15 protein-coding genes are annotated in these 19,212 nt (G+C 68.5%); 9 read left to right on the top strand and 6 right to left on the bottom strand.

The genetic code is table 11. The features are described 5' to 3' along the window. Window positions 1–77: 77 nt before the first annotated feature. From IPK20_17110 to IPK20_17090, 5 genes are all read left to right on the top strand, one after another. On the top strand, window positions 78–1,859 hold the full coding sequence (locus IPK20_17110; GenBank protein ID MBK8018265.1) for a thiamine pyrophosphate-binding protein: 1,782 nt from the start codon (window positions 78–80) through the stop codon (window positions 1,857–1,859). An 8-nt stretch (window positions 1,860–1,867) separates the two neighbouring features. Beyond that, window positions 1,868–3,292 carry an aldehyde dehydrogenase family protein gene (locus IPK20_17105; protein ID MBK8018264.1) on the top strand — a complete coding sequence of 475 codons (1,425 nt, stop codon included), beginning with the start codon at window positions 1,868–1,870 and terminating at the stop codon, window positions 3,290–3,292. A 20-nt stretch (window positions 3,293–3,312) separates the two neighbouring features. Next, complete coding sequence (locus IPK20_17100) at window positions 3,313–4,248, top strand: NAD-dependent epimerase/dehydratase family protein (protein MBK8018263.1); 936 nt, start codon at window positions 3,313–3,315, stop codon at window positions 4,246–4,248. A 76-nt stretch (window positions 4,249–4,324) separates the two neighbouring features. After that, window positions 4,325–4,708: a cupin domain-containing protein gene (locus tag IPK20_17095; GenBank protein MBK8018262.1), complete on the top strand. Its 384-nt coding sequence runs from the start codon at window positions 4,325–4,327 to the stop codon at window positions 4,706–4,708. Window positions 4,709–4,760: 52 nt separating this feature from the next. Further along, window positions 4,761–6,035 carry an ABC transporter substrate-binding protein gene (locus tag IPK20_17090; protein ID MBK8018261.1) on the top strand — a complete coding sequence of 425 codons (1,275 nt, stop codon included), beginning with the start codon at window positions 4,761–4,763 and terminating at the stop codon, window positions 6,033–6,035. Window positions 6,036–6,081: 46 nt separating this feature from the next. On the opposite strand, the gene IPK20_17085 is transcribed toward IPK20_17090, so the two are convergent. Together IPK20_17085 and IPK20_17080 are read right to left on the bottom strand one after the other, a co-directional pair. Then, window positions 6,082–6,351 carry a DUF2934 domain-containing protein gene (locus IPK20_17085; GenBank protein MBK8018260.1) on the bottom strand — a complete coding sequence of 90 codons (270 nt, stop codon included), beginning with the start codon at window positions 6,349–6,351 and terminating at the stop codon, window positions 6,082–6,084. Continuing rightward, window positions 6,348–7,583 carry a hypothetical protein gene (locus IPK20_17080; protein ID MBK8018259.1) on the bottom strand — a complete coding sequence of 412 codons (1,236 nt, stop codon included), beginning with the start codon at window positions 7,581–7,583 and terminating at the stop codon, window positions 6,348–6,350. The genes IPK20_17085 and IPK20_17080 overlap by 4 nt, the downstream gene beginning before the upstream one ends. Before the next feature lie 332 nt (window positions 7,584–7,915). Here IPK20_17080 and IPK20_17075 point away from each other — a divergent pair, with 332 nt between their 5' ends. Then, window positions 7,916–8,935 carry a gamma carbonic anhydrase family protein gene (locus IPK20_17075; protein MBK8018258.1) on the top strand — a complete coding sequence of 340 codons (1,020 nt, stop codon included), beginning with the start codon at window positions 7,916–7,918 and terminating at the stop codon, window positions 8,933–8,935. 115 nt (window positions 8,936–9,050) lie between these two features. Here the strand turns inward: IPK20_17075 and IPK20_17070 are convergent, their stop codons facing one another. The 4 genes from IPK20_17070 to IPK20_17055 all read right to left on the bottom strand — a co-directional run bounded on the left by IPK20_17070 (window position 9,051) and on the right by IPK20_17055 (window position 14,786). Beyond that, window positions 9,051–10,847: an HDOD domain-containing protein gene (locus tag IPK20_17070; protein MBK8018257.1), complete on the bottom strand. Its 1,797-nt coding sequence runs from the start codon at window positions 10,845–10,847 to the stop codon at window positions 9,051–9,053. Between the two features lie 142 nt (window positions 10,848–10,989). After that, window positions 10,990–12,114, bottom strand: coding sequence for an ABC transporter substrate-binding protein (locus IPK20_17065; GenBank protein ID MBK8018256.1), 1,125 nt, complete (start codon window positions 12,112–12,114; stop codon window positions 10,990–10,992). 40 nt (window positions 12,115–12,154) lie between these two features. Beyond that, window positions 12,155–13,585, bottom strand: coding sequence for an amidase (locus IPK20_17060; GenBank protein ID MBK8018255.1), 1,431 nt, complete (start codon window positions 13,583–13,585; stop codon window positions 12,155–12,157). A gap of 163 nt (window positions 13,586–13,748) precedes the next feature. Further along, entirely contained in the window at window positions 13,749–14,786 is a 1,038-nt protein-coding gene (locus IPK20_17055) for an aldo/keto reductase (GenBank protein MBK8018254.1), read from the bottom strand. Between the two features lie 361 nt (window positions 14,787–15,147). Here IPK20_17055 and IPK20_17050 point away from each other — a divergent pair, with 361 nt between their 5' ends. The 3 genes from IPK20_17050 to IPK20_17040 all read left to right on the top strand — a co-directional run bounded on the left by IPK20_17050 (window position 15,148) and on the right by IPK20_17040 (window position 19,063). Next, entirely contained in the window at window positions 15,148–15,429 is a 282-nt protein-coding gene (locus IPK20_17050; GenBank protein MBK8018253.1) for a hypothetical protein, read from the top strand. A gap of 105 nt (window positions 15,430–15,534) precedes the next feature. After that, complete coding sequence (locus IPK20_17045) at window positions 15,535–17,286, top strand: ATP-binding cassette domain-containing protein (protein ID MBK8018252.1); 1,752 nt, start codon at window positions 15,535–15,537, stop codon at window positions 17,284–17,286. After that, window positions 17,276–19,063, top strand: a complete 1,788-nt coding sequence (locus tag IPK20_17040) for an ABC transporter ATP-binding protein (GenBank protein ID MBK8018251.1) — start codon at window positions 17,276–17,278, stop codon at window positions 19,061–19,063. Before IPK20_17045 ends, IPK20_17040 begins: the two co-directional genes overlap by 11 nt. The last annotated feature ends 149 nt before the right edge of the window (window positions 19,064–19,212 follow it).

Here is a 19,212-nt window from a genome sequence, read left to right as displayed (position 1 = left end):
TGCGACATTGTAGAAACATGTTCTACAGTATCGCAACATGGTGAACCCGGCATACCGGGCCTTGGAGGAGCGCAAGCATGCCACGCATGAAAGGCGGGGACCTCATCTCCGATTTCCTCATCCAGGAGAAGGTGCCGTACGTCTTCGGCATCTGCGGTCACGGCAACGTGGGCCTGCTCGATGCACTGTGGGAACGGCAGGATCGCATCAAGCTCATCTCCCCCAGGCACGAACAGACGGCCGGTCACATGGCCGACGCCTACTACCGGATCGCCCACCGTCCCGTCGCGACGCTCACTTCCTGCGGTCCCGGTTCGTGCAATCTCGTGATGGCCACGGCATGCGCGTCGGCGGATTCGTCCGCGTTCTACGCCATCACGGCCAACGTCCCGACGTCGCAGTTCAATCGCGGCCCCTTCCAGGAAAGCTATCGCAACCAGGCGGCGGAGTTTCCAGTGGCGCTGCGGCCCTACGTGAAGCGCACATTCCAGCCCACGCGGGTGGACATGCTGCCGCTCGCGTTGCGCCAGAGCTACAACCTCATGCTCACCGGCCGTCCCGGTCCGGTGAATCTGGACGTCCCGTTCAATCTCTTCCAGGAAGAGGCGGACGTGACGATGCAGGCGTCCGACCAGGCTGCGGGGTTCCCGAAACCGGGCGCGTCGCCGGACGATCTGCGGAAGGTCGCCGACCTCATCGCCTCCGCCCAGCGCCCCGCCTTCTTCGTGAGCCACGGCGTGACGCTCGCGGAGGCCGGGCCCGAACTCACGGCGATCGCGGAGATGCTGGACATTCCGGTCATCACGTCTCCCAACGGACTGGGCACCGTGCCCATGCCGCATCGCCTGGCCCTGGGCTTCATCGGCCGCAACGGCACGTATCCCGCCAATCAGGTGGGGCGTCATTGCGATCTGCTCATCACCGTGGGCGCGCGCTTCGACGACCGTTCGTCCTCGTCGTGGATTCCCGGCTACTCGTGGAACATTCCGCCGACGAAACTCGTGCACGTCGACGTCGACCCATCCGAGATCGGCCGCAACTACCCGGTCGCGCTGGGCATCGTGGCCGACGCCAAGGTGTTCCTCGGGCAACTCGCCGACGAGGCGCGCCGGCGCAACCTGGACACCCGCAGCCGCTTCGCACCCTGGCTGGAACAGATCCGCGGCTGGCAGGCGGAATGGGACACCTTCACGAAGCCGGGCTTCGACATGAGCGGATCGCCGTTGCGGCCCGAACGCGTGGTGAAGGAGCTGCGCATCGCCCTGCCGGACGACGCGATCATCTCCTGCGACAGCGGCGTGCATCACAACTGGTTCATGCAGTTCTGGGAAGCCCGCCAGCCCCAGGCCATGCTCAACTCCTGGGGGTTCTCGGCGATGGGCTTCGGCGTGAGCGGCATTCTCGGCGCCAAGCTCGCGGCGCCGCATCGACCCTGTGTGGCCATCATCGGCGACGGCGGCTTCACCATGACGCCGCACGTACTCGCCACGGCGGTGGAATACGACATTCCGGCCGTATGGGTCGTGTGGAACAACTTCGCCTGGGGCGCCATCCGCGACATCCAGCACGGCATGTTCGGCGGCCGGGAGATCGGGACCGGCTTCTACGCCGGGCCGAAACGCGAGCCGTACAACCCCGACTTCGCCGCCATGGCGCGCAGCTACGGCGTGGCAGGCATCACCGTCAAGCACTCCGACCAGCTCGCCGACGCCCTGAAGCACGCCGTGGCGCTGGGCAAGCCCTGCCTTCTGGACGTGCACGTGGACGGCGAGGTCAAGCCACCCAGCACGGGCACCTGGCAGCTGCCGCCGACGCCCTACCGCGAACCCGCCTTCGGCAAGCCGGTCGTCCGGTCGTGAGCGCCGGCATGGAGCGCGTCGAGGCGCGCGCGCTCATCGGCGGTCAGTGGCGCGGAGCCGAAGCGGTCGCCGAGATCCGCGATCCCTACCGTGGGGATGGGGTGGGCACGGCTCCGGTGTCGACGCTCGCAGACCTCGACGCCGCGCTCGACTCCGCCGTGAAGGCGCGAAGCGCGGCCGCGGAACTGCCGGGCTACGAACGCGCTGCGCTGCTGCGGCGGATCGCCGCGCTGATCGAGCGCGACCGCGCGGGCCTGGCGCGGCTCATGTCCCGCGAAACCGGCAAGGCCGTGCGCGATGCCGGCGGCGAGATCGCCCGTTCCGTGGACACCTTCGCGCTGGCGGCGGAGGAAGCCATCCGCATCGAGGGCCGTCACGTTCCGCTCGACGGAAGTGCCATGGGGGCCGGCAAGCTCGCCATGCTGCTGCGATTTCCCGTGGGCGTGGTCGCGGCGATCACGCCGTTCAACGCGCCGTTCAACCTCGCCGCGCACAAGATCGCCCCCGCCATCGCCGCCGGCAACAGCCTCGTGCTGAAGCCGCCGCCACAGGCCCCGCTGATCGTTCATCGTCTGGTGGAACTGGTGGTGGAGGCCGGTGCCGCCCCAGGTACCGTGAACACGGTCTTCGGCGGTGCGGACATCGGTGCTGCCCTGGTGGCAGACCCTCGCGTCGACTTCATCACCTTCACCGGCTCCAGCCGCGCCGGTGCCGCCATCAAGGCCGCCAGCGGCCTGCGCCGGGTGGCCCTCGAGCTCGGCGGCAACGGCGCGACGATCATCCATGACGACGCCGACGTCGCGACGGCCGCCGTGACCTGCGCCCGCAACTCGATGCGCCTCGCGGGGCAGAGTTGCATCTCCGTGCAGACCGTCTTCGCGCACAGGCGCGTCCACGATGCCGTGGTCGACGCCATGGCCGCGGAGATCCGCGGCTTCGAGCTGGGCGATCCCCTGGATTCCGGCACCGACGTCGGGACGCTCATCGACGAGGCCGCCGCGCAGCGTGTCGAGCGCTGGGTCGAGGAAGCCCGCCAGAGCGGAGCCCGCGTCGTCACCGGCGGAAAGCGCCACGGCGCGGCCTACGAGCCGACGCTGCTGACGGGCGTGACCCCTGCGATGAAGGTCGTGTGCGAGGAAGTCTTCGGACCGGTCGTCAGCGTCCTCGCCTACGACCACATCGAGGAGGCCTTCGATGCGATCAACGCGGGGGCGTACGGTCTGCAGGTGGGACTCTTCACCCGCTCCAACGAAGTGACCTTCGCAGGCATCCGCGCGCTGCGGGCCGGCGGCGTGATCATCAACGGGTCGTCCACGTGGAGGACGGACCAGCTCGCCTACGGCGGGGTCAAGGCGAGCGGCATCGGACGCGAAGGCCCGCGCTACGCGATCGAAGACATGACCGAACAGCGGCTGGTAGTCTTCAATCTCTGAGACGCGGAGAGACAAATCCCATGCGCGTGCTGGTCACGGGAGGTGCGGGGTTTCTTGGCGGTGCGGCAGTGCGCGCGCTGCTTGCCCGGGGTCACCGGGTCATCGCATTCGACTCCCAGCCCGAAGCGCTTTCGCGTCTGGGCCCGAGCCCGCACCTGGTGGCTTTCCCGGGCGACATCACCGACATGGCGAACATCGCCCACGCGGTGCTGCTGCACAAGCCCGACGTCGTGATCCACTGCGCGGCCATCGTGGGGGTCGTCTCTTCCGTGGGCAGCCCGGTGAACGTCCTGCGCGTGAACGTCGAGGGTTCGCTCAACGTGTTCGAGTCCATGCGCCTCGCCGGCGTGCGCCGTTGCCTGCACGTGAGTTCCGAGGAAACCTACGGGCCGTTCCTGGCCGACCGCATCGACGAGGAACACCCGCAGCGCCCCGTCATGCCCTACGGCATCTGCAAGCTGGCGGTCGAGAACCTCGGCCGCACGTACCGGGAGCTCCACGGGCTCGAGATCGTCAATCTGCGGACCTCCTGGGTCTACGGTCCGGGGCTTCCCCGCCACCGCATCCCCAAGAACCTCGTCGACGCCGCCCTTGCCGGCCAGCCCTTGCACCTGCCGAACGGCGCGGATTTCGCGATCGACCACACGTATGTGGACGATGCCGTGGCCGCCCTGCTCGCGGCGCTGGACCGGGACAAGCTGCCTCACGACGCCTACAACGTCGCCAGCGGAACGGCCACGACCGTGGGCGAGATCGCCGCCTTGATCCGGGAACTGGTTCCGGGCGCGGATGTCTCGGCGGGACCCGGCGCGCTGCGTTTCAACGAACAACTGCCCGTCGTGCGCAAGGGTGCGCTCGACGTCTCGCGCGCGGCCGCCGATCTCGGATGGCGCCCGCGGTTCGACATGCGCGCAGGACTGGCCGCCTATATCGAGGCCTGCCGCGCCGGTCGGTGACCCGGTCCATCCGCGATGAGGCATGCCATTCGAAAGCCGCCGGTCGCGGCGTTCAAGAACACGGAGGTAAACGAACATGGCATTCGACGGCGATCAGTCCGATACCCGCAAGGCGGTGATCCGCCCCGCGGCCTCGGTGATGTGGGATGAACCCCCGGCCCACTACGGCGGCGCGTTCTCCAAGATGCTGGTCCGGCCCGAGCCCTGCGGCGCTCGCCAGCTCGACTACCGCATCTCGGTCTATCAGCCCCGCGCGTACGTCGCCCCGCACCGCCACCGCATCCAGGAGCAGGTCTATCACGTGCTCGAGGGCGAAGGGCTCATGGAGATCGAGGGGGAGCGTCAGGTGGTGCGCAAGGACGACATCGTGTTCATCCCGCCCGGTGTGGAACACGCGATCTACAACACCGGCCTCACCGATCTGCGCTTCATCGTCGTCACCTCGCCGCCGGACGAGTGAGTTCCGTTCCGTTCAGGCGGCATCCGGCAGCCCTTTCGACGAGGATTCGACGATGATTCCGATCAGAGCACTCCTGGCCACCCTGGCCCTCGGTCTTTGCGCCGCCGCCCCGGCTGCCGCGCAGGACGCCCGCGCGCTGCGCATCGGCCTGGTGACCTACCTTTCCGGACCGGGTGCCGGCCCCTATGGCATGCCTACCAGGAACGCCGCGGAGCTGCTGTTCGAGGCGCTGAACGCGGGCGAGGTGCCCGCTCCCCACCAGAAACGGGGCTTCGGCGGGACGCCCGTGGAGATGGTGCTGCTGGACGAGGCCGGCACCACGTCGAATGTCGTGACCCAGTACCGGAATCTCGTCACGCAGCGCAACGTGGACATGGTGATCGGGTACATCTCCAGCGGGAGCTGTCTCGCGGTCGCTCCGGTCGCCGAAGAACTGAAGACGCTCACCGTGTTCTACAACTGCGGCACGTCCCGGCTGTTCGAGGAATCCTCCTTCCGCTACGTGTTCCGCACCGCTTCACACGCCACCATGGACAGCGTCGCGGCCGCGATGTACGTGAAGCAGGCCTTGCCGCACGTGACGCGCTACGCGGGCATGAACCAGAACTACGCCTGGGGTCTGGACTCGTGGCGCGACTTCCAGGGCAGCATGAGCAAGCTGCTGCCCGGTTCCGAGGCAGTGAACTCGCAGATGCCCAAGCTCTTCGCCGGGCAGTACGGCACCGAGATCTCCGCCCTCGGCGCCTCGCGTCCGGAGGTGATCCACTCGAGCCTCTGGGGCGGCGACCTCGAGGCCTTCCTGCTGCAGGCCACCCCGCGCGCCCTGTTCGCCAAGGCCGCGCCCATCCTCGTCGTCGGCGAGAGCGAGATCTATCGCCTGGCCGCGACCATTCCCGACGGCGCCATCATCGGTGCCCGGGGGCCGCACGGTGTCTTCGCGCCCGACAACGCGTTGAACCGCTGGTTCAAGGCGGCCTACGCGAAGAAGCACGGCCAGGTGCCGGTGTTCCCGTCGTATCACATCGTGCAGGCGATCCTCGGCGCGAAGGCCGCGTACGAGAAGGCCCAGGGCGCGGGAAACCGGGTGCCGTCGACGGAGGACATCGCGGCCGCCTTCGAACGCCTGTCGTACGAGACGCCCAGCGGCACGACACGCATGACGCTGGGCAAGGGACATCGGGGCATTCAGGATGCGGTCTACGGCACCGTCAGGAACTCCGGAGGCAAGGCGACCGTGACGAACGTCATCCGCTTTCCGGCAGACACCGTGAACCCGCCCGACGGCGTGAAGAGCGAGGACTGGGTGCGTTCGGGCCTGGGCAGATAACGCAGCGCACGGGCCTGCCCTGCCGCCCTGGAGCGTGCCGGTGCGGTCAGTAGAGCGCGTCGATCTGCGCTTCCGCCTCCAGCCAGTCGTCCATTTCCCGGCCGGCCTCGAAACCGCGCCGCTCGGCGATGAAGTAGGCGGCCATGGCGATCATCTCTTCGCGGCTGGCCTGCGCCTCGGACGTATCGGTGGCAGCATCCTCACGTTGCGTCGCGGTCTTCCTGCGCGCAGGCGTCTTGGCCCGCACAGGGGGGCTGCGCAACGCCCGCGAATCGGCGGCCCTGCTGCCGCCCTTCTCGATGAGGTGATCCGTCATTTGCGTTCTCCCGGAAGTTTCCTGGAAAGGGCCCACCACCACGCCAGTACCGCAGCGAGCATGAGCCAGCACAGCCCGGGCTCGGGTACGTCGTAGTCGTTCAGCAGAAAGATGTTGGCGCCGATCATGAAGCTGCCCGGACTCGCCTGCGGTCCGTCGAGCCACACGTCGGTCAGACTCACCGGACGCCCCAGCCGGTCGGCGTCGAACGCGATGATCGCGTCCACGATGTTGCTCCCCCGCGTGCCGAACACCGTCTGCCAGACGTCGGTACTGGGAATGTTGCGCACCTTGACCGGCGCCGTATCCGCAGCCGGAGACCGAGGGTCGACCACGTAGAAATTGAAGAGGAAGTCGTCGCCTCCGCCCACCGCACCGTCGGCCCCGCGTTGCAGATACGCCACCCCCAGGGCGTCGTCCCAGGCGAGCTGACGCTGCCGCTCCTCCGGTTCGGCGAGCTGCACCATCACGGCTTCGAGGTTCGCGTAACCGATGCTCGCGGCCACTTCCCGCGTGGGCGCCTGGGAATAACCCTGCCAGGGCGCATCGAACGGACCGTCCAGCAGGAACGGGCCGTCCGACCTCACGAAAGGATTGTTGAGGGCGCTCGTGAGGTTGAGCGACAGGTCATCCTTGCGATCGTCGTCGCTCGACCCGGGCAAGGGATCGTTCGGATCCAGGTGATACATCGGCGCCGCTTCGCCAGGCAACTGGCTCGGAAGCGATGCGGTCAGCCGGCCGAATCTTCCGCTGGGATCCACCACGCGGTCGGCCAGGTTCGGGTGACCGAGTCCGATCGCGTGCCCCAGTTCGTGCAGCAGGATCGACTGGACGTCGAAGCGCAGGCCATTCGCGAAAGTGGCCGAGTCGCCCTTCTGCATGGGGGACAGGTTGCCGAGGGGGCGGCCGTTCGCGTCCTCGTTGGGGGACAGCAGGCTCCACGTGTTCACGGCCGACTGCATCGCCGCCCTCTGCCCGGCATTCAAACCGATGCCGACGACCCCCAGGTCGAGAATGAGCCGGTTGTTCGTGTCCCGCACCGGAATGCCGGTGATGGGATCCCGGCGCAGATACTGATCGGACCAGAAGAACGCCCTGGGCGTGCCCCCCGCGTTGCGCTGGTCGCCGATCAGTGCGAAAGCGCCGGCATCCGCCGCTCCTCCAAGCAAACCTGCCAGCGCCACGCATGCGCAGATGCGCTCCGGCCAGCGTTCGTCCACGATCCTCTTCATCCGTCGTCTCCCCTGGGCACGGGTGGAAGACTCGAAACGGCCCACTCGCACCGGGAATTGGACGCTTGCAGCGTGGCGTGGAAAACTCGTGCGAACACGAGTGACATAAAGGACACGGAGAACATGGTGACTGGAAGAAGCGGCCCCGATGCGGCCGGAGGTTCCCGGCCGCATCATGGTCGGACGCCTGGCGAAGAGCCGGCACGCACCCGGGACGGGGGCACCGTCGAGGGATCGCCGCCTCCCCGGGGTCTGACGCCGGTGCTTCTCCCCGCGCCGCGCACACGCACGAAGAATCCGGTATTTTCGGAGTTTTCCCCAGGCAGCCCCCCATGACCCGATCCGCCCGTTTTTTTCCCTACCTGCAGCACACGCCCGTTTGCGCCGAGGCCCCGGTGGCCGACGCCAGCGTCGCGATCATCGGCCGCACGACGCTCGGCAAGGGCGCGCGGTTCGGCTCGCTCGCCACCCTCCGCGCCGACGGCCATCACATCACGGTGGGCGACGACTTCTGGATGGGGGCCCGTTCCACCATCCACATTGCGCACGAGGTGCTCCCGGCCGTGGTAGGCCATGGCGTCACGGTCGGCTACAACACGACGGTGCATGCGTGCACGGTGGGGAACGGCTGCGTCATCGAAGACAACGTGGTGATCCTGGACGGCGCCGTGGTGGGTGACAACTGCGTGGTGGCGGCCGGCTCGGTGGTGTTTCCGCGCGCCCAGCTGCCCGCCGGGCACTACTGCGAGGGCAGCCCGGCCAAGCCGGTGCGCGAACTCACGCCCGAACAGGTGAAGGCGGCGCGGGAACGGCTGCGCGGGCTGTCGCTACCCGCGCGTGTCCTCCCGCCCGCGGGCCTGCCCCCTCGTCTAGGCAGTTCGAACTTCATCGCGCCCACATCGGTGCTGGAGGGCCGCATCTCGCTCGCGCCCGATGCCAGCATCTGGTACGCCTGCGAACTCCGGGCGGGCGAACACGAGATCTCCGTGGGCGAAGGGACCAACGTGCAGGACAACACGGTGATCCTGGCCAACCACGGCCCGGTCCGCATCGGTGCCGGCGTCACGGTCGGGCACAACGTGTTGATCCAGACCGCCGACATCGGCCACAAGGCCCTGATCGGCATCGGCAGCGTGCTGGGTGCGGGGACGGTGGTGGAGGACGACGTGCTGCTCGCGGCGGGAAGCGTCACGCTGCCCGGGCAGCGTCTCACGGCGGGAAGCATGTGGGCCGGCCGGCCCGCGCGGAAGCTGGGACCGCTGGACGACGCCAAGCGCCACATCATCACGTACGGCGCGAAGCATTACGTCGACTACAACCACGACTATCTGGGGACCTCGCAGCATCGCTGATGCAGCGGCTATCGGTGGCAGTCCGCCCGGACGGGCTCCGGCGGTCCGCCGACTGCCGGCCGCCCCGCGGGTACCTGCGTCGCGGCCACGGGCAGCGACCGGCCCCTCGGCGGGCTCAGGCCGCCCCCGGCGGTTGTGCCTCGCCCTTCTGCGGCTGGACGGTCGCCGCCACGTGATCCAGCCAGGACTGCAATCGCTGGACGCAGGCGCTGCCGGCAAGGTCCACTTCGAGCGCGGGTGCGAAGATCCGGAACTTCTCGACAGCCGCGGCGAGCACGGCATGGAGCACGGCCAGCCCGGGCGGCGCTGCCGTGGGCAGTTGGGCCGCCACCGCCAGCAACGAGGCGTGACCCGGGTCGCGCGCGACATCGACGGATACGAGCGCGTCGGCGAGCCTGACGGCGGATAGAACGACTTTCGCGTCGCCGTGCCCCCCGCCCGTGTCGGCCATGCAGGCGACCACGCCCGCCGGCAGACCCCAGACGCCTCCCACGGCAGATCCGAGTTCCGCCAGCGAGACGCCCAGCACGGTCCTCGAGGCTTCCTCCTCGGAGGCGCCACTCTGCACGAGGCGTTCGATCTCCTCGAAATCGTCGTCGAAGTAGTAGAGGGCCAGCATGCGCCCCAGATTGCGCAGCATGCCCGCCAGAAATGCCCCTTCCGGATCCTTGACCTTGAACTGCGCAGCCACGTGGCGTGCGAGGAGGCCCGTGATGAACGCTGCGACCGACTCGTCGCGCAACCGCTGCTTGTCCTTCTTTCCGGCAAAGTGGCCGAAGCAGGCCAGTCCGTTGCAGGTGAGCCTCACCTGTTCCACGCCCATGATGCTGATGGCGTCGCTCACCGATTTCACCCGGCCCGAGCCGCGGGCGAAGTAGGACGAATTGGCGAGCTTGAGCAGCCGGCTCGTCAGGGCGTAGTCCCGCAGCACGACCGCGGCCAGGCGGGAGACCGGCGAGTCCTTCTCCCCGGAGGTGAGCTGGTTCACTTCGGCAAGCGTGCGGGAGATGGCCGGGAAGTCGCCGCGCCGCTCGATGCGTTTCAGCACGAAAGCGAGCGTCCCGTGCAGCACGGCCGTCTTCTCCCCCGCTTCGTCCCGCACTCTTTCCCATGCGGCGCAGAGGGCGACGTGCATCTCCCGCGCGTTGGCGTAACGATCCTGGGGGTTCTTGCGCGTTGCCTTGGCAATCACGGTCCCCAGATGCCCGCCGGGATCGATGCTTCCCAGCGCCGCGAGATCCGGGTCCGTGGACCGGATCGCATCCACCATCTTCTCCCGGGTGGACACGGGGACTGCCCGGTTGCCTGTCAGCAGTTCGTAGAAGATCTGCCCCAGCGCATAGACGTCCGTGCGCGCATCCACGCCCCGGCCGTCGAAGTATTCGGGCGCCATGTACGACAGCGTGCCGGCGACCTTGTCCGTCGCGACGTTCTCGCCCACGGACCGGGACAGATCGAAGTCCATCACCCGCGGTTTGCCCTCGGCATCGCGCATGATGTTGTTGGGGTTGAGATCCAGGTGCAGGATGCCCTTGGCGTGCGCGTAGGCGATCGCGTCGACGATCTGCACCATGGTGCTGCAAGCCTGTCCCACGGCCAGGTGTCCGCCGTCGGTTTCATGCCGCAGGACCGCGCCTTCGAGGTGTTCGAAGACCAGATAGCGCAGGTTGTGGAAGCGCCCCGTCTCGTACAGGGCGACGATGTTGGGGTGCCGCAGCTGCGCGAGATTGCGCGCCTGGGGCGAGACTTCGCCCTGCTCGTCGGTCAGCCCGGGGATCTCGCCGTTCAGCTTGATCGCCACCAGGCGGTCCAGGTCCGGATCGCGCGCCAGGTAGACGGCGCCCTGGCTGCCACGGCCCAGGAGGCGAATCACGACAAAACGGCCCAACTTCATGGCGGGGACGGGGGTCACGGGTCCGATTTCTTGATCGTTCGGGAAGTCCCTGGCAATCGGGACACCCTGTCATTAACGGCGGCCCCGGACCTCTCTTCAACCAAAAAAGCCGCGATCCCGCTCCCCGTCGGCCTGCGCGCGGACGGGACCCCGCCAGCTGTCAGCGGACCGGGAAATCGACCCGCTTGATGAACACGATCCTGCCCTTGTCGTTGCGCACGATGTTGTAGCCGTGCAGCCCGTCGCCGAACTCGTCGAACTCGTAGGTGCCTTCCACGCCCTGATACCCCTTCACCGCGAGAATGGACTTGCGCACCGCCTCGGGCTCGGTGTTTCCCGCCTTGCCGATGGACTGGGCCAGGACATGCATGGCGTCGTAGGCCCACGCCGCGTAGGTGTCGGGATTCATGCCGAACCGGTCCCGGTACTTCTTGGTGAAGGAGCGCGTGATGTCGTTGGCGTCCGTCGTGAAGTCCGTGATGGCGTACGAGCCGTGCAGCGCCTCGCCGGCCAGGTTGAGCGTGGTGACCGCGATGGTCGTGGGGGAACCCACCCAGACCACGTTCACGCCGAGCTGGCGCAATTGCTTGGCGAAGATCCCCTGGTCGGGCGGGTTGGTCATGTAGGTGGCCAGGAGATCCGCCCCGGACTTCTTCACGGCCAGCACGATGGGGGTGAAGTCCTGGGAATTGTTCGTGTATCCCTGGGTCAGCACCGGTTCGATGCCTTGGGACTTCAATGCGGCCATGAGGGCCGTCTTGCCACCGGACCCGAAGGCGTCGGTGGAATGGACGATGGCCCACTTGCGCAGCTTGAGCGTGTTGACGCCGAAGTCGGCGATGACCCGCGACGAGTAACTGTCGTTCGGCCGGGCCCGGAATACCCAGCGGTTGTTCACGTGGGTGAGGCTCACGTCGCTGCCGCCGATCATGACCGGGACCCCGGCCTTGGCGATGGTGGGCGAAGCCGCCTGGATCTGCGTGCTGCGGATCGGGCCGATGACGCCTGCGACACCCCCTTCGGCGAAGAGCTTGGAGAACGCCAGCACGGTGCCCGGATTGGTCGACGCGTTGTCCTCGATGCGCAGTTCGACCGGCTTGCCCAGCACGCCGCCACCCTTGTTGATCTCGTCCAGCGCCAGGCGGATGCCGTTCACGGTGAACTGTCCTGCCTCGGCCTGCGACCCCGTGATCTCGTTGACCACCCCGATGCGGACGACGTCGGCGGCGCCCGCGGCGGAAAGCACGCCGAGACCGGCGAGCAACGCAAGGAACAGACGTTTCATCTTCTTCTCCCCGTGAATGAAGTCATTGCCGTTGCGGCCGTCACCGCGCTTCGAGCGGCGGCCGGTGTTGCACCCAGGGCCTGGCGATCTCGAACGCACGGCACGCCTGCAACAGCCTCAGGTCCTGGAAGCGTCCGGCTGCGATCTGCAGTCCCACCGGCCGGCCGTCGGACGTGAACCCGCAGGGGCACGTGGCCGCCGGAAATCCGGTGAGATTGAACGGATAGCTGAAACCCGCCCACCGCAGCCAGTCCCAGGGGTGCTGCTCCCAGTGCGCGGGAATCAGCCGCGTGGCATCGAAAGCCGCCACCGAAAGCGCGGGCGTCACCAGGAGATCGTAGCGCTCGAAGAACGATCGCATGCGGTCGTAGTAGGCCAGCCTCTGGCCCTGGGCTTGCCCGATCTGCACCGGCGTGTACTGGAGCCCGTGGCGCGTCAGCGCCACCAGGCCGGGGTCCAGCCGCTCGGCCCACTCGTCGAGCAGGTGGCCGATCATGCCGGCGAAACCGGAGGTGAACAGGCAATGCTCCATCTCGATGGGATCGCCCCAGCCCGGGTCCACTTCCTCCACCGCGCAGCCCAGTTCCTCGAAGGCCGCCACCGCCTTGCGCACGGGCCCGGCAACTTCGTCGTCGACACGCAGATAACCCAGGCCGGGGCTGAAGGCCACGCGCAGTCCCGCGATGCCTTCGTCCAGCCGCCCGGCGTAGTCATCGGGCGCGCCTTCCAGGCTCCATCCGTCGCGGTCGTCGGGTCCGGCCATCGCCTGCAGCATCAGGGCCGCGTCGCCGACCGTGCGGGTGATCGGACCGACGTGGGAGATGAGTCCGTTGTTGGGCATGGGCCAGTACGGAATGCGCCCGAAGGACGGTTTCAGGCCGACCACCCCGCAGAACGCGGCCGGCATGCGGACCGATCCCGCGCCGTCGGAGCCCTGGTGCAGGGGTCCTATGCCCGCCGCGGCACAGACCGCTGCCCCGGCGCTCGACCCGCCGGCGTTGGTGCCATGCTTCCAGGGATTGTGGGTGATGCCCGTCACGGGGCTGTCGCCATTGCCCTTCCAGCCCAGTTCGGGAACGGTGGTCTTGCCGAACATGATCGCACCCGCATCGCGCAGGCGCTCGACGTGCAGATGATCCATGTCCGGCACGCGGTCGCGGAAGAGCGCCGAGCCGCTCATGGTCCGCACACCGCGGGTGAGCGCGACGTCCTTGATCGTGACCGGGATCCCGTGCAGCGGTCCGAGCCTCTCGCCCCGCATGACCGCGGCTTCGGCCCGCCGCGCCCCCTCGAGGGCGGCCTCGAACGTCGGCGTGCACAGGGCATTGAGGGACGGTTCGAGCGCTTCCATGCGCGCCACCGTGGCACGCATGAGTTCCACCGGCGACACCTCGCGGTGGCGGATCAGGCGGACCAGATCCGCGGCCGGAACGAAAGAGAATTCCTCGTGGGACACCGCCGTTCTCCTCATCGACTCTGCCACCGTGCCGCCCGGAGCCCCCGGGCATTCCCGGACCTGTCCGCGGCCTCCTCCGGAATCGGCTCCGATCGCCGCAGCCCCGGGACGGTGCGCTGCGACACCCGCCGCCGGCCGCGGATGGATGGGTCCATTCCCTGCCCCGGGCCGGGCCCGCTCAGGGACCCGGGTTCGGGTATCGCGTCTGGATCTGCCTGATCTGCGCCAGGGTGTCCGCGTCCAGTTCGAATTGCGCCGCTGCGATGTCTTCCTGGAGCTGCGCCATCGTGGTCGCACCGATGATCGACGACCCCAGGAACCACCGGCTCGCCACGTAACCGAGCGCGAGCTGCACCAGCGTGATCCCGCGTTCGCGGGCAAGCGCGGCGTAAGCCTCGGCGGCTTCCGCCACCAGCGGCGGACGGAAGCGCACGCCCAGCGAATCGAACAGGGTGAACCGCGCTCCGGCGGGCTTCGCGCCACCCAGATACTTGCCCGAAAGAATGCCTGCAGCAAGGGGACTGTAGGCGAGCAGCGTCATGTCCTCGCGGAACAGCACCTCGGCCAGATCGTTGTCCACGTTGCGCGACACGAGGCTGTAGCTGTTCTGGATCGTGACCGGGCCCGGCACGCCAAGCTCCCGGGCGACACGGCGGAACTCGCACACGCCCCAGGCGGTCTCGTTGGAAAGCCCGTAGTGGCGGATCTTGCCGGCACGGATCAGCGCGGCCATGCCTTCCACCTGCTCCGCGATGCCGGGGCCCTCCTTCTCCTTCGACGGATCGAACTCGATACCGCCGAACATGGGCACGTTCCGCTGGGGCCAGTGGATCTGGTAGAGATCGATGTAGTCCGTGCGCAGGCGCTGCAGGCTCGTGTCGGCCGCCTCGGCGATCACCTCGCGCGTGAGGTCCGTGCGCCCGTTGCGGATCCAGTCGCGCCGGCCGGGTCCGGCCACCTTCGTGGCGACGTAGACGCTGTCCCGGCGCTGGCGTGCGAGCCAGGAACCCAGATAGCGTTCCGTGCGGCCCTGCGTCGTGCCATTGGGCGGCACCGGATACATCTCGGCCGTGTCGATGAAGTTGATGCCCTGGCCGATGGCGTGGTCGAGCTGCGCGTGGGCCTCCGCCTCGGTGTTCTGTTCGCCCCAGGTCATGGTGCCCAGGCACACCTGGGAAACGCGCATCCCGGTACCCGGGAGGGTGCGGTATCTCATCGAAGCTCTCCTCCTGCCATTTCTCGTATGCCGCTCCATCGCGGACGCGCGGCGCGTACTCCGGCCGGGAAGGTACCGGATCCTGCTCCTGTCCGGAAACCGTCCCCGCTGCGGGAGGCCGATGATTGCACATCGCCGGACACGATCCGACAACGGATTCGAGAGCGGTGGACAGCCGTCACCGTCGTACCCGGGACATCAGGATCCGCACGGCGTCCCCCCTCCGCCGGACTTGCATGTCATCGACACGCTTCGGGGCCTTTTCTTGCGCCGTCCTCTGGGGCAGCATGCGGGCCTCGCGGTGACGCGCCGGACGGCACCCGCGCCACTCTTCGGCACCCTTCAGAATTGGGAGACCCCCGTGACGACACGCCCTGCCGCGCGCCTTGCCATGCTCGCCGCCGCCCTGATGACGGCCCTGGCCGTTCCGCCAGCCTTTGCCGATGCCGCGGACAACGCCATCGTGCAGGCGCTCGAGAACAGCCAGCGCGACAAGAAGGGCGTGACGATCTACCTCGACTCCCACACACTTTCGGGCGGCGTGATCCGGCTGGAAGGCCAGGAGTGGGTGGAACTGCGCAATCAGCAGTGGGGACGCATCGTCGTCCGCATCTCGCGCATCAGTGCCGTCGCCGCGCAGTGACGCGCCCGGTGGCGCAGCACCGTTTCGTCTGACGGGCGGCGGCCTGCGGCGCCTGCGACGCTCTCCGTTGCCGTTCGTCCCCTCCCGCTGCCCCGCGCGAAGCGAATGACGCTCGCCCGGCTCATTCTTTCGTTCGTCCGCGGGCACGTGCGGGCGTATGCGTCTGCCGCCGTCATGCTGGCCGGTATCGCGTTGCTCACCGTGTGGCTGCCGCGCCAGATCGGGCACGTGGTCGATGCGCTGGTGGCGCACCGCCTGGACACGCGCCAGCTGTGGATCGAGGTGGGCTGGATCCTCGCGGCCGGCGTCGCGATCTACGGCCTGCGCGTGGCGTGGCGCATCCGCCTGTACTCGGCGTCGTACCGCATGGGCGTGGAGCTGCGCCGGCGGCTCTACGACAAGCTGTCGCGCCAGGGACCCCGCTTCTACCAGACCCGGCGCACCGGCGACCTCATGGCGCTCGCCACGAACGACGTCGATGCCATCGAGATGGCGGCCGGCGAAGCCGTCCTGGCCGGTTTCGACGGCACGCTCACGTTCATCCTCGTGGTGATCGCCATGGTGGCCGGCGTGGACGGCCGGCTCGCCCTGGTGGCCATGCTGCCCTTTCCGTTCATGGCATTCGCGTTCTGGCGGATCTCCACCCAGGTCCACGACCGGTCCCGCGATGCCCTGCAGCGTTTCGCGGATCTCAACGATCACGTGCAGGAAACGGTCACCGGCGTGCGGACGCTGCGCGCCCTCGGGCTCGAGCTTCGCAGCAGCGCACGGTTCTCCGATCTGGCCGGCGCCGCTGCCGAGGCGAGCTTCCAGTCCCAGCGCTGGGAGGCGGCCTACGAACCGGCCGTGGGTACCACGCTGAGCGCCGCGATGGTGCTGTCGCTGGCCTTCGGTGGCTGGCTCGTCTGGCACCAGGAGCTCACCCTGGGCGAGCTCACGAGCTTCGGCCTCTATCTGGGCCAGCTCATCTGGCCCATGTTCGCGGCGGGTTGGGTGCTCTCGCTGTGGGAACGGGGACGTGCGGCGTGGACCCGCGTCAGCGCGGTGCTCGACGAGCCTCTGGCCGTGGACGACCACGGCGATATCGCGGAACCGCCGCGCGGAGACATCGACATCGCCGGCGTGTGCTTCTCGTATCCCGGTGCGGCGGTGCCGGCGCTGGACGACGTGTCGCTGACACTCCCGGCCGGAACCACGGTCGGCGTCGTCGGGCCCACGGGGGCCGGCAAGAGCACGCTGGTGAAGCTGCTTCTGCGCCAATGGACGCCGGATGCCGGCCGCATCCGCTGGGCCGGCACGGACCTGGACCGCTTCACGTTGCAGGCGCTGCGCTCCGCCATCGCATGGGTTCCGCAGGAGCCCATCCTGTTCTCGGCCAGCGTGGCGGAGAACATCGCTCTCGGGAATCCCGCGGCAACGCGGGAGGAAATCGAGCGCGCCGCGAGAATCGCCGCCATTCACGACGACATCGAGCGCTTCCCCGGCGGTTACGAGACGCCGGTCGGTGAACGGGGCCTCACGCTGTCGGGTGGGCAGCGCCAGCGCGTCGCGATCGCCCGCGCCCTGCTCACCGATGCGCCGCTGCTCCTGCTCGACGACGCGCTGTCGGCCGTGGACGCGGAAACCCAGCATCGCATCCTCGCGGAACTGCGGCGGGAGCGTGCCGGCCGGACGGTGCTGATCGTGAGCCATCGCCTGTCCACGCTCGCCGACGCCGACGACATCGTGGTGATGCGCCATGGGCGAGTGACCGAACGGGGCACCCACGCCGGCCTGCTGGGCCGGGGCGTGGAGCACAGCTGGTACGCGCAGCAGTGGCGGATCCAGCAACTGGAGGCCTCGCTCGATGCCGCCTGACACGTCCTCCACCGGGCGCGAATCCACGGGCAGCCGCGCCCGCGCGCTGCTGTGGCGCGCCGCGAAGCCCGAGAGCCGACACTTGTGGCTCGGTCTGCTTTGGCTCGCGGTGGCCGGTGCGCTGGACGCGCTGGGACCGGCGCTCGGCAAGGCCTTCATCGACCGCCACCTGGTGCCACGGGATCCTGCCGTGGGCTCCATCGTGGGTCTTCTGGGCGGCGCGCTCGTGGCCGGAGTCACCGCGAGCTGGATCCGCTATTTCCAGCTGGCGCGCCTGGCGGGCCTCGCCATGCGATCGGTCCGGCGCATCCGGGAATCGGTCTACGGGCACGTGCTGATGCTGCCCATCGCGTACTTCGACCGCGCGATCACCGGGCAGCTCGTGAGCCGCGTCACCAACGACACCGAGGCGGTGAAGCAGCTCTACGTGCAGGTGCTGTTCGTGATGCTCGACTGCGTCATCATGGTCACGATGCTGCTGGCGACCATGGCCTTCCTGGACCTGCGGCTGATGGCCATCGTCGCCACCCTGATCCCCGCCGTGTTCGTGATCGTGGCGCTGTACCGCCGGCTGTCCGCCCCGGCCGTGGCCCGCACGCGGGAGCTGCGCAGCGAGCTCAACGTGCAGACCGCGGAATCCATCGGCGGCATGGCGGTGCTGCAGGTCACGGGCGCCACGGCGCGCTACGGCAAGCGTTACGCGGGCATCAACGAGAACCACTTCGGGTCCTGCGTGCGCGAACTCAAGGCCAACGCCTGGCTGCTGCGCCCCGCTCTCGATCTGCTCAACGTCGCCATGCTGGCGGCCGTCGTGCTGGCCTTCGGTCTGCGCGGAGAGGGCGGCGCCCTGAGCGCGGTGGAAGTGGGCGTGCTGTACGCGTTCGTGAGCTACATCGGCCGCGTCACGGAACCGCTCATTCAGCTCACCACCCAGTTCTCGCTCCTGCAGCAGGCGATCATCGCGGCCGCGCGCGTCAACACGCTGCTCGACGAGGCGGAAGCGGAACGGCCGCAGGCCGCCGGCGAGGTGACACGCGGGGCGGTCGACATCGAGCATCTCGACTTCGAATACGTGGCCGGCCAGCCGGTGCTGCGGGACGTGTCGCTTTCCATCGCCCCCGGCGAATTCATCGGCATCGTGGGGCCGACGGGCTGCGGCAAGAGCACCCTGCTCTCGCTGCTGCTGCGGTTCTATCCCGTCACGCGGGGGCGTCTTGCGATCGACGGACACGCCATCGGCGATCTCGACGAAACCCGCTTCCGCGAGCGCGTGGCCCTGGTCCCGCAGGAGCCGTTCCTGCTCGCGGCCAGCATCCGCGACAACATCGCGATGGGCAGGCCGCTGGATGACTCGCGGATCGAGTCCGCGGCACGCGCGGCCGGTGCGCACGAGTTCATCGCCCGGCTCGCGCAGGGCTACGACACCGTGGTGGGCGAAGGCGGAGCCCGCCTCGCGGTCGGCGAGAAACAGCTCATCGCCATCGCGCGCGCGCTCGCCGGAGAACCGCGCCTGCTGATCCTGGACGAGGCCACGTCCCACATCGACACGGAGACGGAACAGACCGTCCAGCGCGCGTTGGACCACCTCCACGGCCGCCTCACCATCGTCTCGGTGGCCCACCGCCTCTCCACCATCCGCGATGCCGACCGCATCGCCGTGTTCAGCCACGGCCGCCTGGCCGAACTGGGCAGCCACGACGACCTGATGGCCATCGAGGACGGGCTCTATCGCCGCCTCGTGGAGCTGCAGCAGCTCGTCTCCGATACGCGCGAATAGGCGGCAGAACCGCCTGTCCGGGTTGGCACATCGTTCGCGATTGATGCAAGTCAATATCCCCGGGTCCGGCTGGCGGTCTACTGTCGGTGCGCTGCCGTGACAGGCAGTCCGGAACCAGGGCCGGGCATGTGCAGCGCGACTGACCATGA

This window comes from Betaproteobacteria bacterium (assembly GCA_016713305.1).
In the GTDB taxonomy this organism is placed as follows: Bacteria; Pseudomonadota; Gammaproteobacteria; order Burkholderiales.
This window is presented reverse-complemented; position numbering and strand designations above follow the sequence as displayed.

What these genes read in the sequence shown, in the direction of transcription:
- IPK20_17110 (MBK8018265.1), top strand. Translation starts at nt 78, where the DNA reads ATGCCACGCATGAAAGGCGGGGACCTCATCTCCGATTTCCTCATCCAG.
- IPK20_17080 (MBK8018259.1), bottom strand. Translation starts at nt 7,583, where the DNA reads ATGAAGAGGATCGTGGACGAACGCTGGCCGGAGCGCATCTGCGCATGC.
- IPK20_17105 (MBK8018264.1), top strand. Translation starts at nt 1,868, where the DNA reads ATGGAGCGCGTCGAGGCGCGCGCGCTCATCGGCGGTCAGTGGCGCGGA.
- IPK20_17090 (MBK8018261.1), top strand. Translation starts at nt 4,761, where the DNA reads ATGATTCCGATCAGAGCACTCCTGGCCACCCTGGCCCTCGGTCTTTGC.
- IPK20_17055 (MBK8018254.1), bottom strand. Translation starts at nt 14,786, where the DNA reads ATGAGATACCGCACCCTCCCGGGTACCGGGATGCGCGTTTCCCAGGTG.
- IPK20_17060 (MBK8018255.1), bottom strand. Translation starts at nt 13,585, where the DNA reads ATGAGGAGAACGGCGGTGTCCCACGAGGAATTCTCTTTCGTTCCGGCC.
- IPK20_17045 (MBK8018252.1), top strand. Translation starts at nt 15,535, where the DNA reads ATGACGCTCGCCCGGCTCATTCTTTCGTTCGTCCGCGGGCACGTGCGG.
- IPK20_17040 (MBK8018251.1), top strand. Translation starts at nt 17,276, where the DNA reads ATGCCGCCTGACACGTCCTCCACCGGGCGCGAATCCACGGGCAGCCGC.
- IPK20_17065 (MBK8018256.1), bottom strand. Translation starts at nt 12,114, where the DNA reads ATGAAACGTCTGTTCCTTGCGTTGCTCGCCGGTCTCGGCGTGCTTTCC.
- IPK20_17085 (MBK8018260.1), bottom strand. Translation starts at nt 6,351, where the DNA reads ATGACGGATCACCTCATCGAGAAGGGCGGCAGCAGGGCCGCCGATTCG.
- IPK20_17075 (MBK8018258.1), top strand. Translation starts at nt 7,916, where the DNA reads ATGACCCGATCCGCCCGTTTTTTTCCCTACCTGCAGCACACGCCCGTT.
- IPK20_17100 (MBK8018263.1), top strand. Translation starts at nt 3,313, where the DNA reads ATGCGCGTGCTGGTCACGGGAGGTGCGGGGTTTCTTGGCGGTGCGGCA.
- IPK20_17095 (MBK8018262.1), top strand. Translation starts at nt 4,325, where the DNA reads ATGGCATTCGACGGCGATCAGTCCGATACCCGCAAGGCGGTGATCCGC.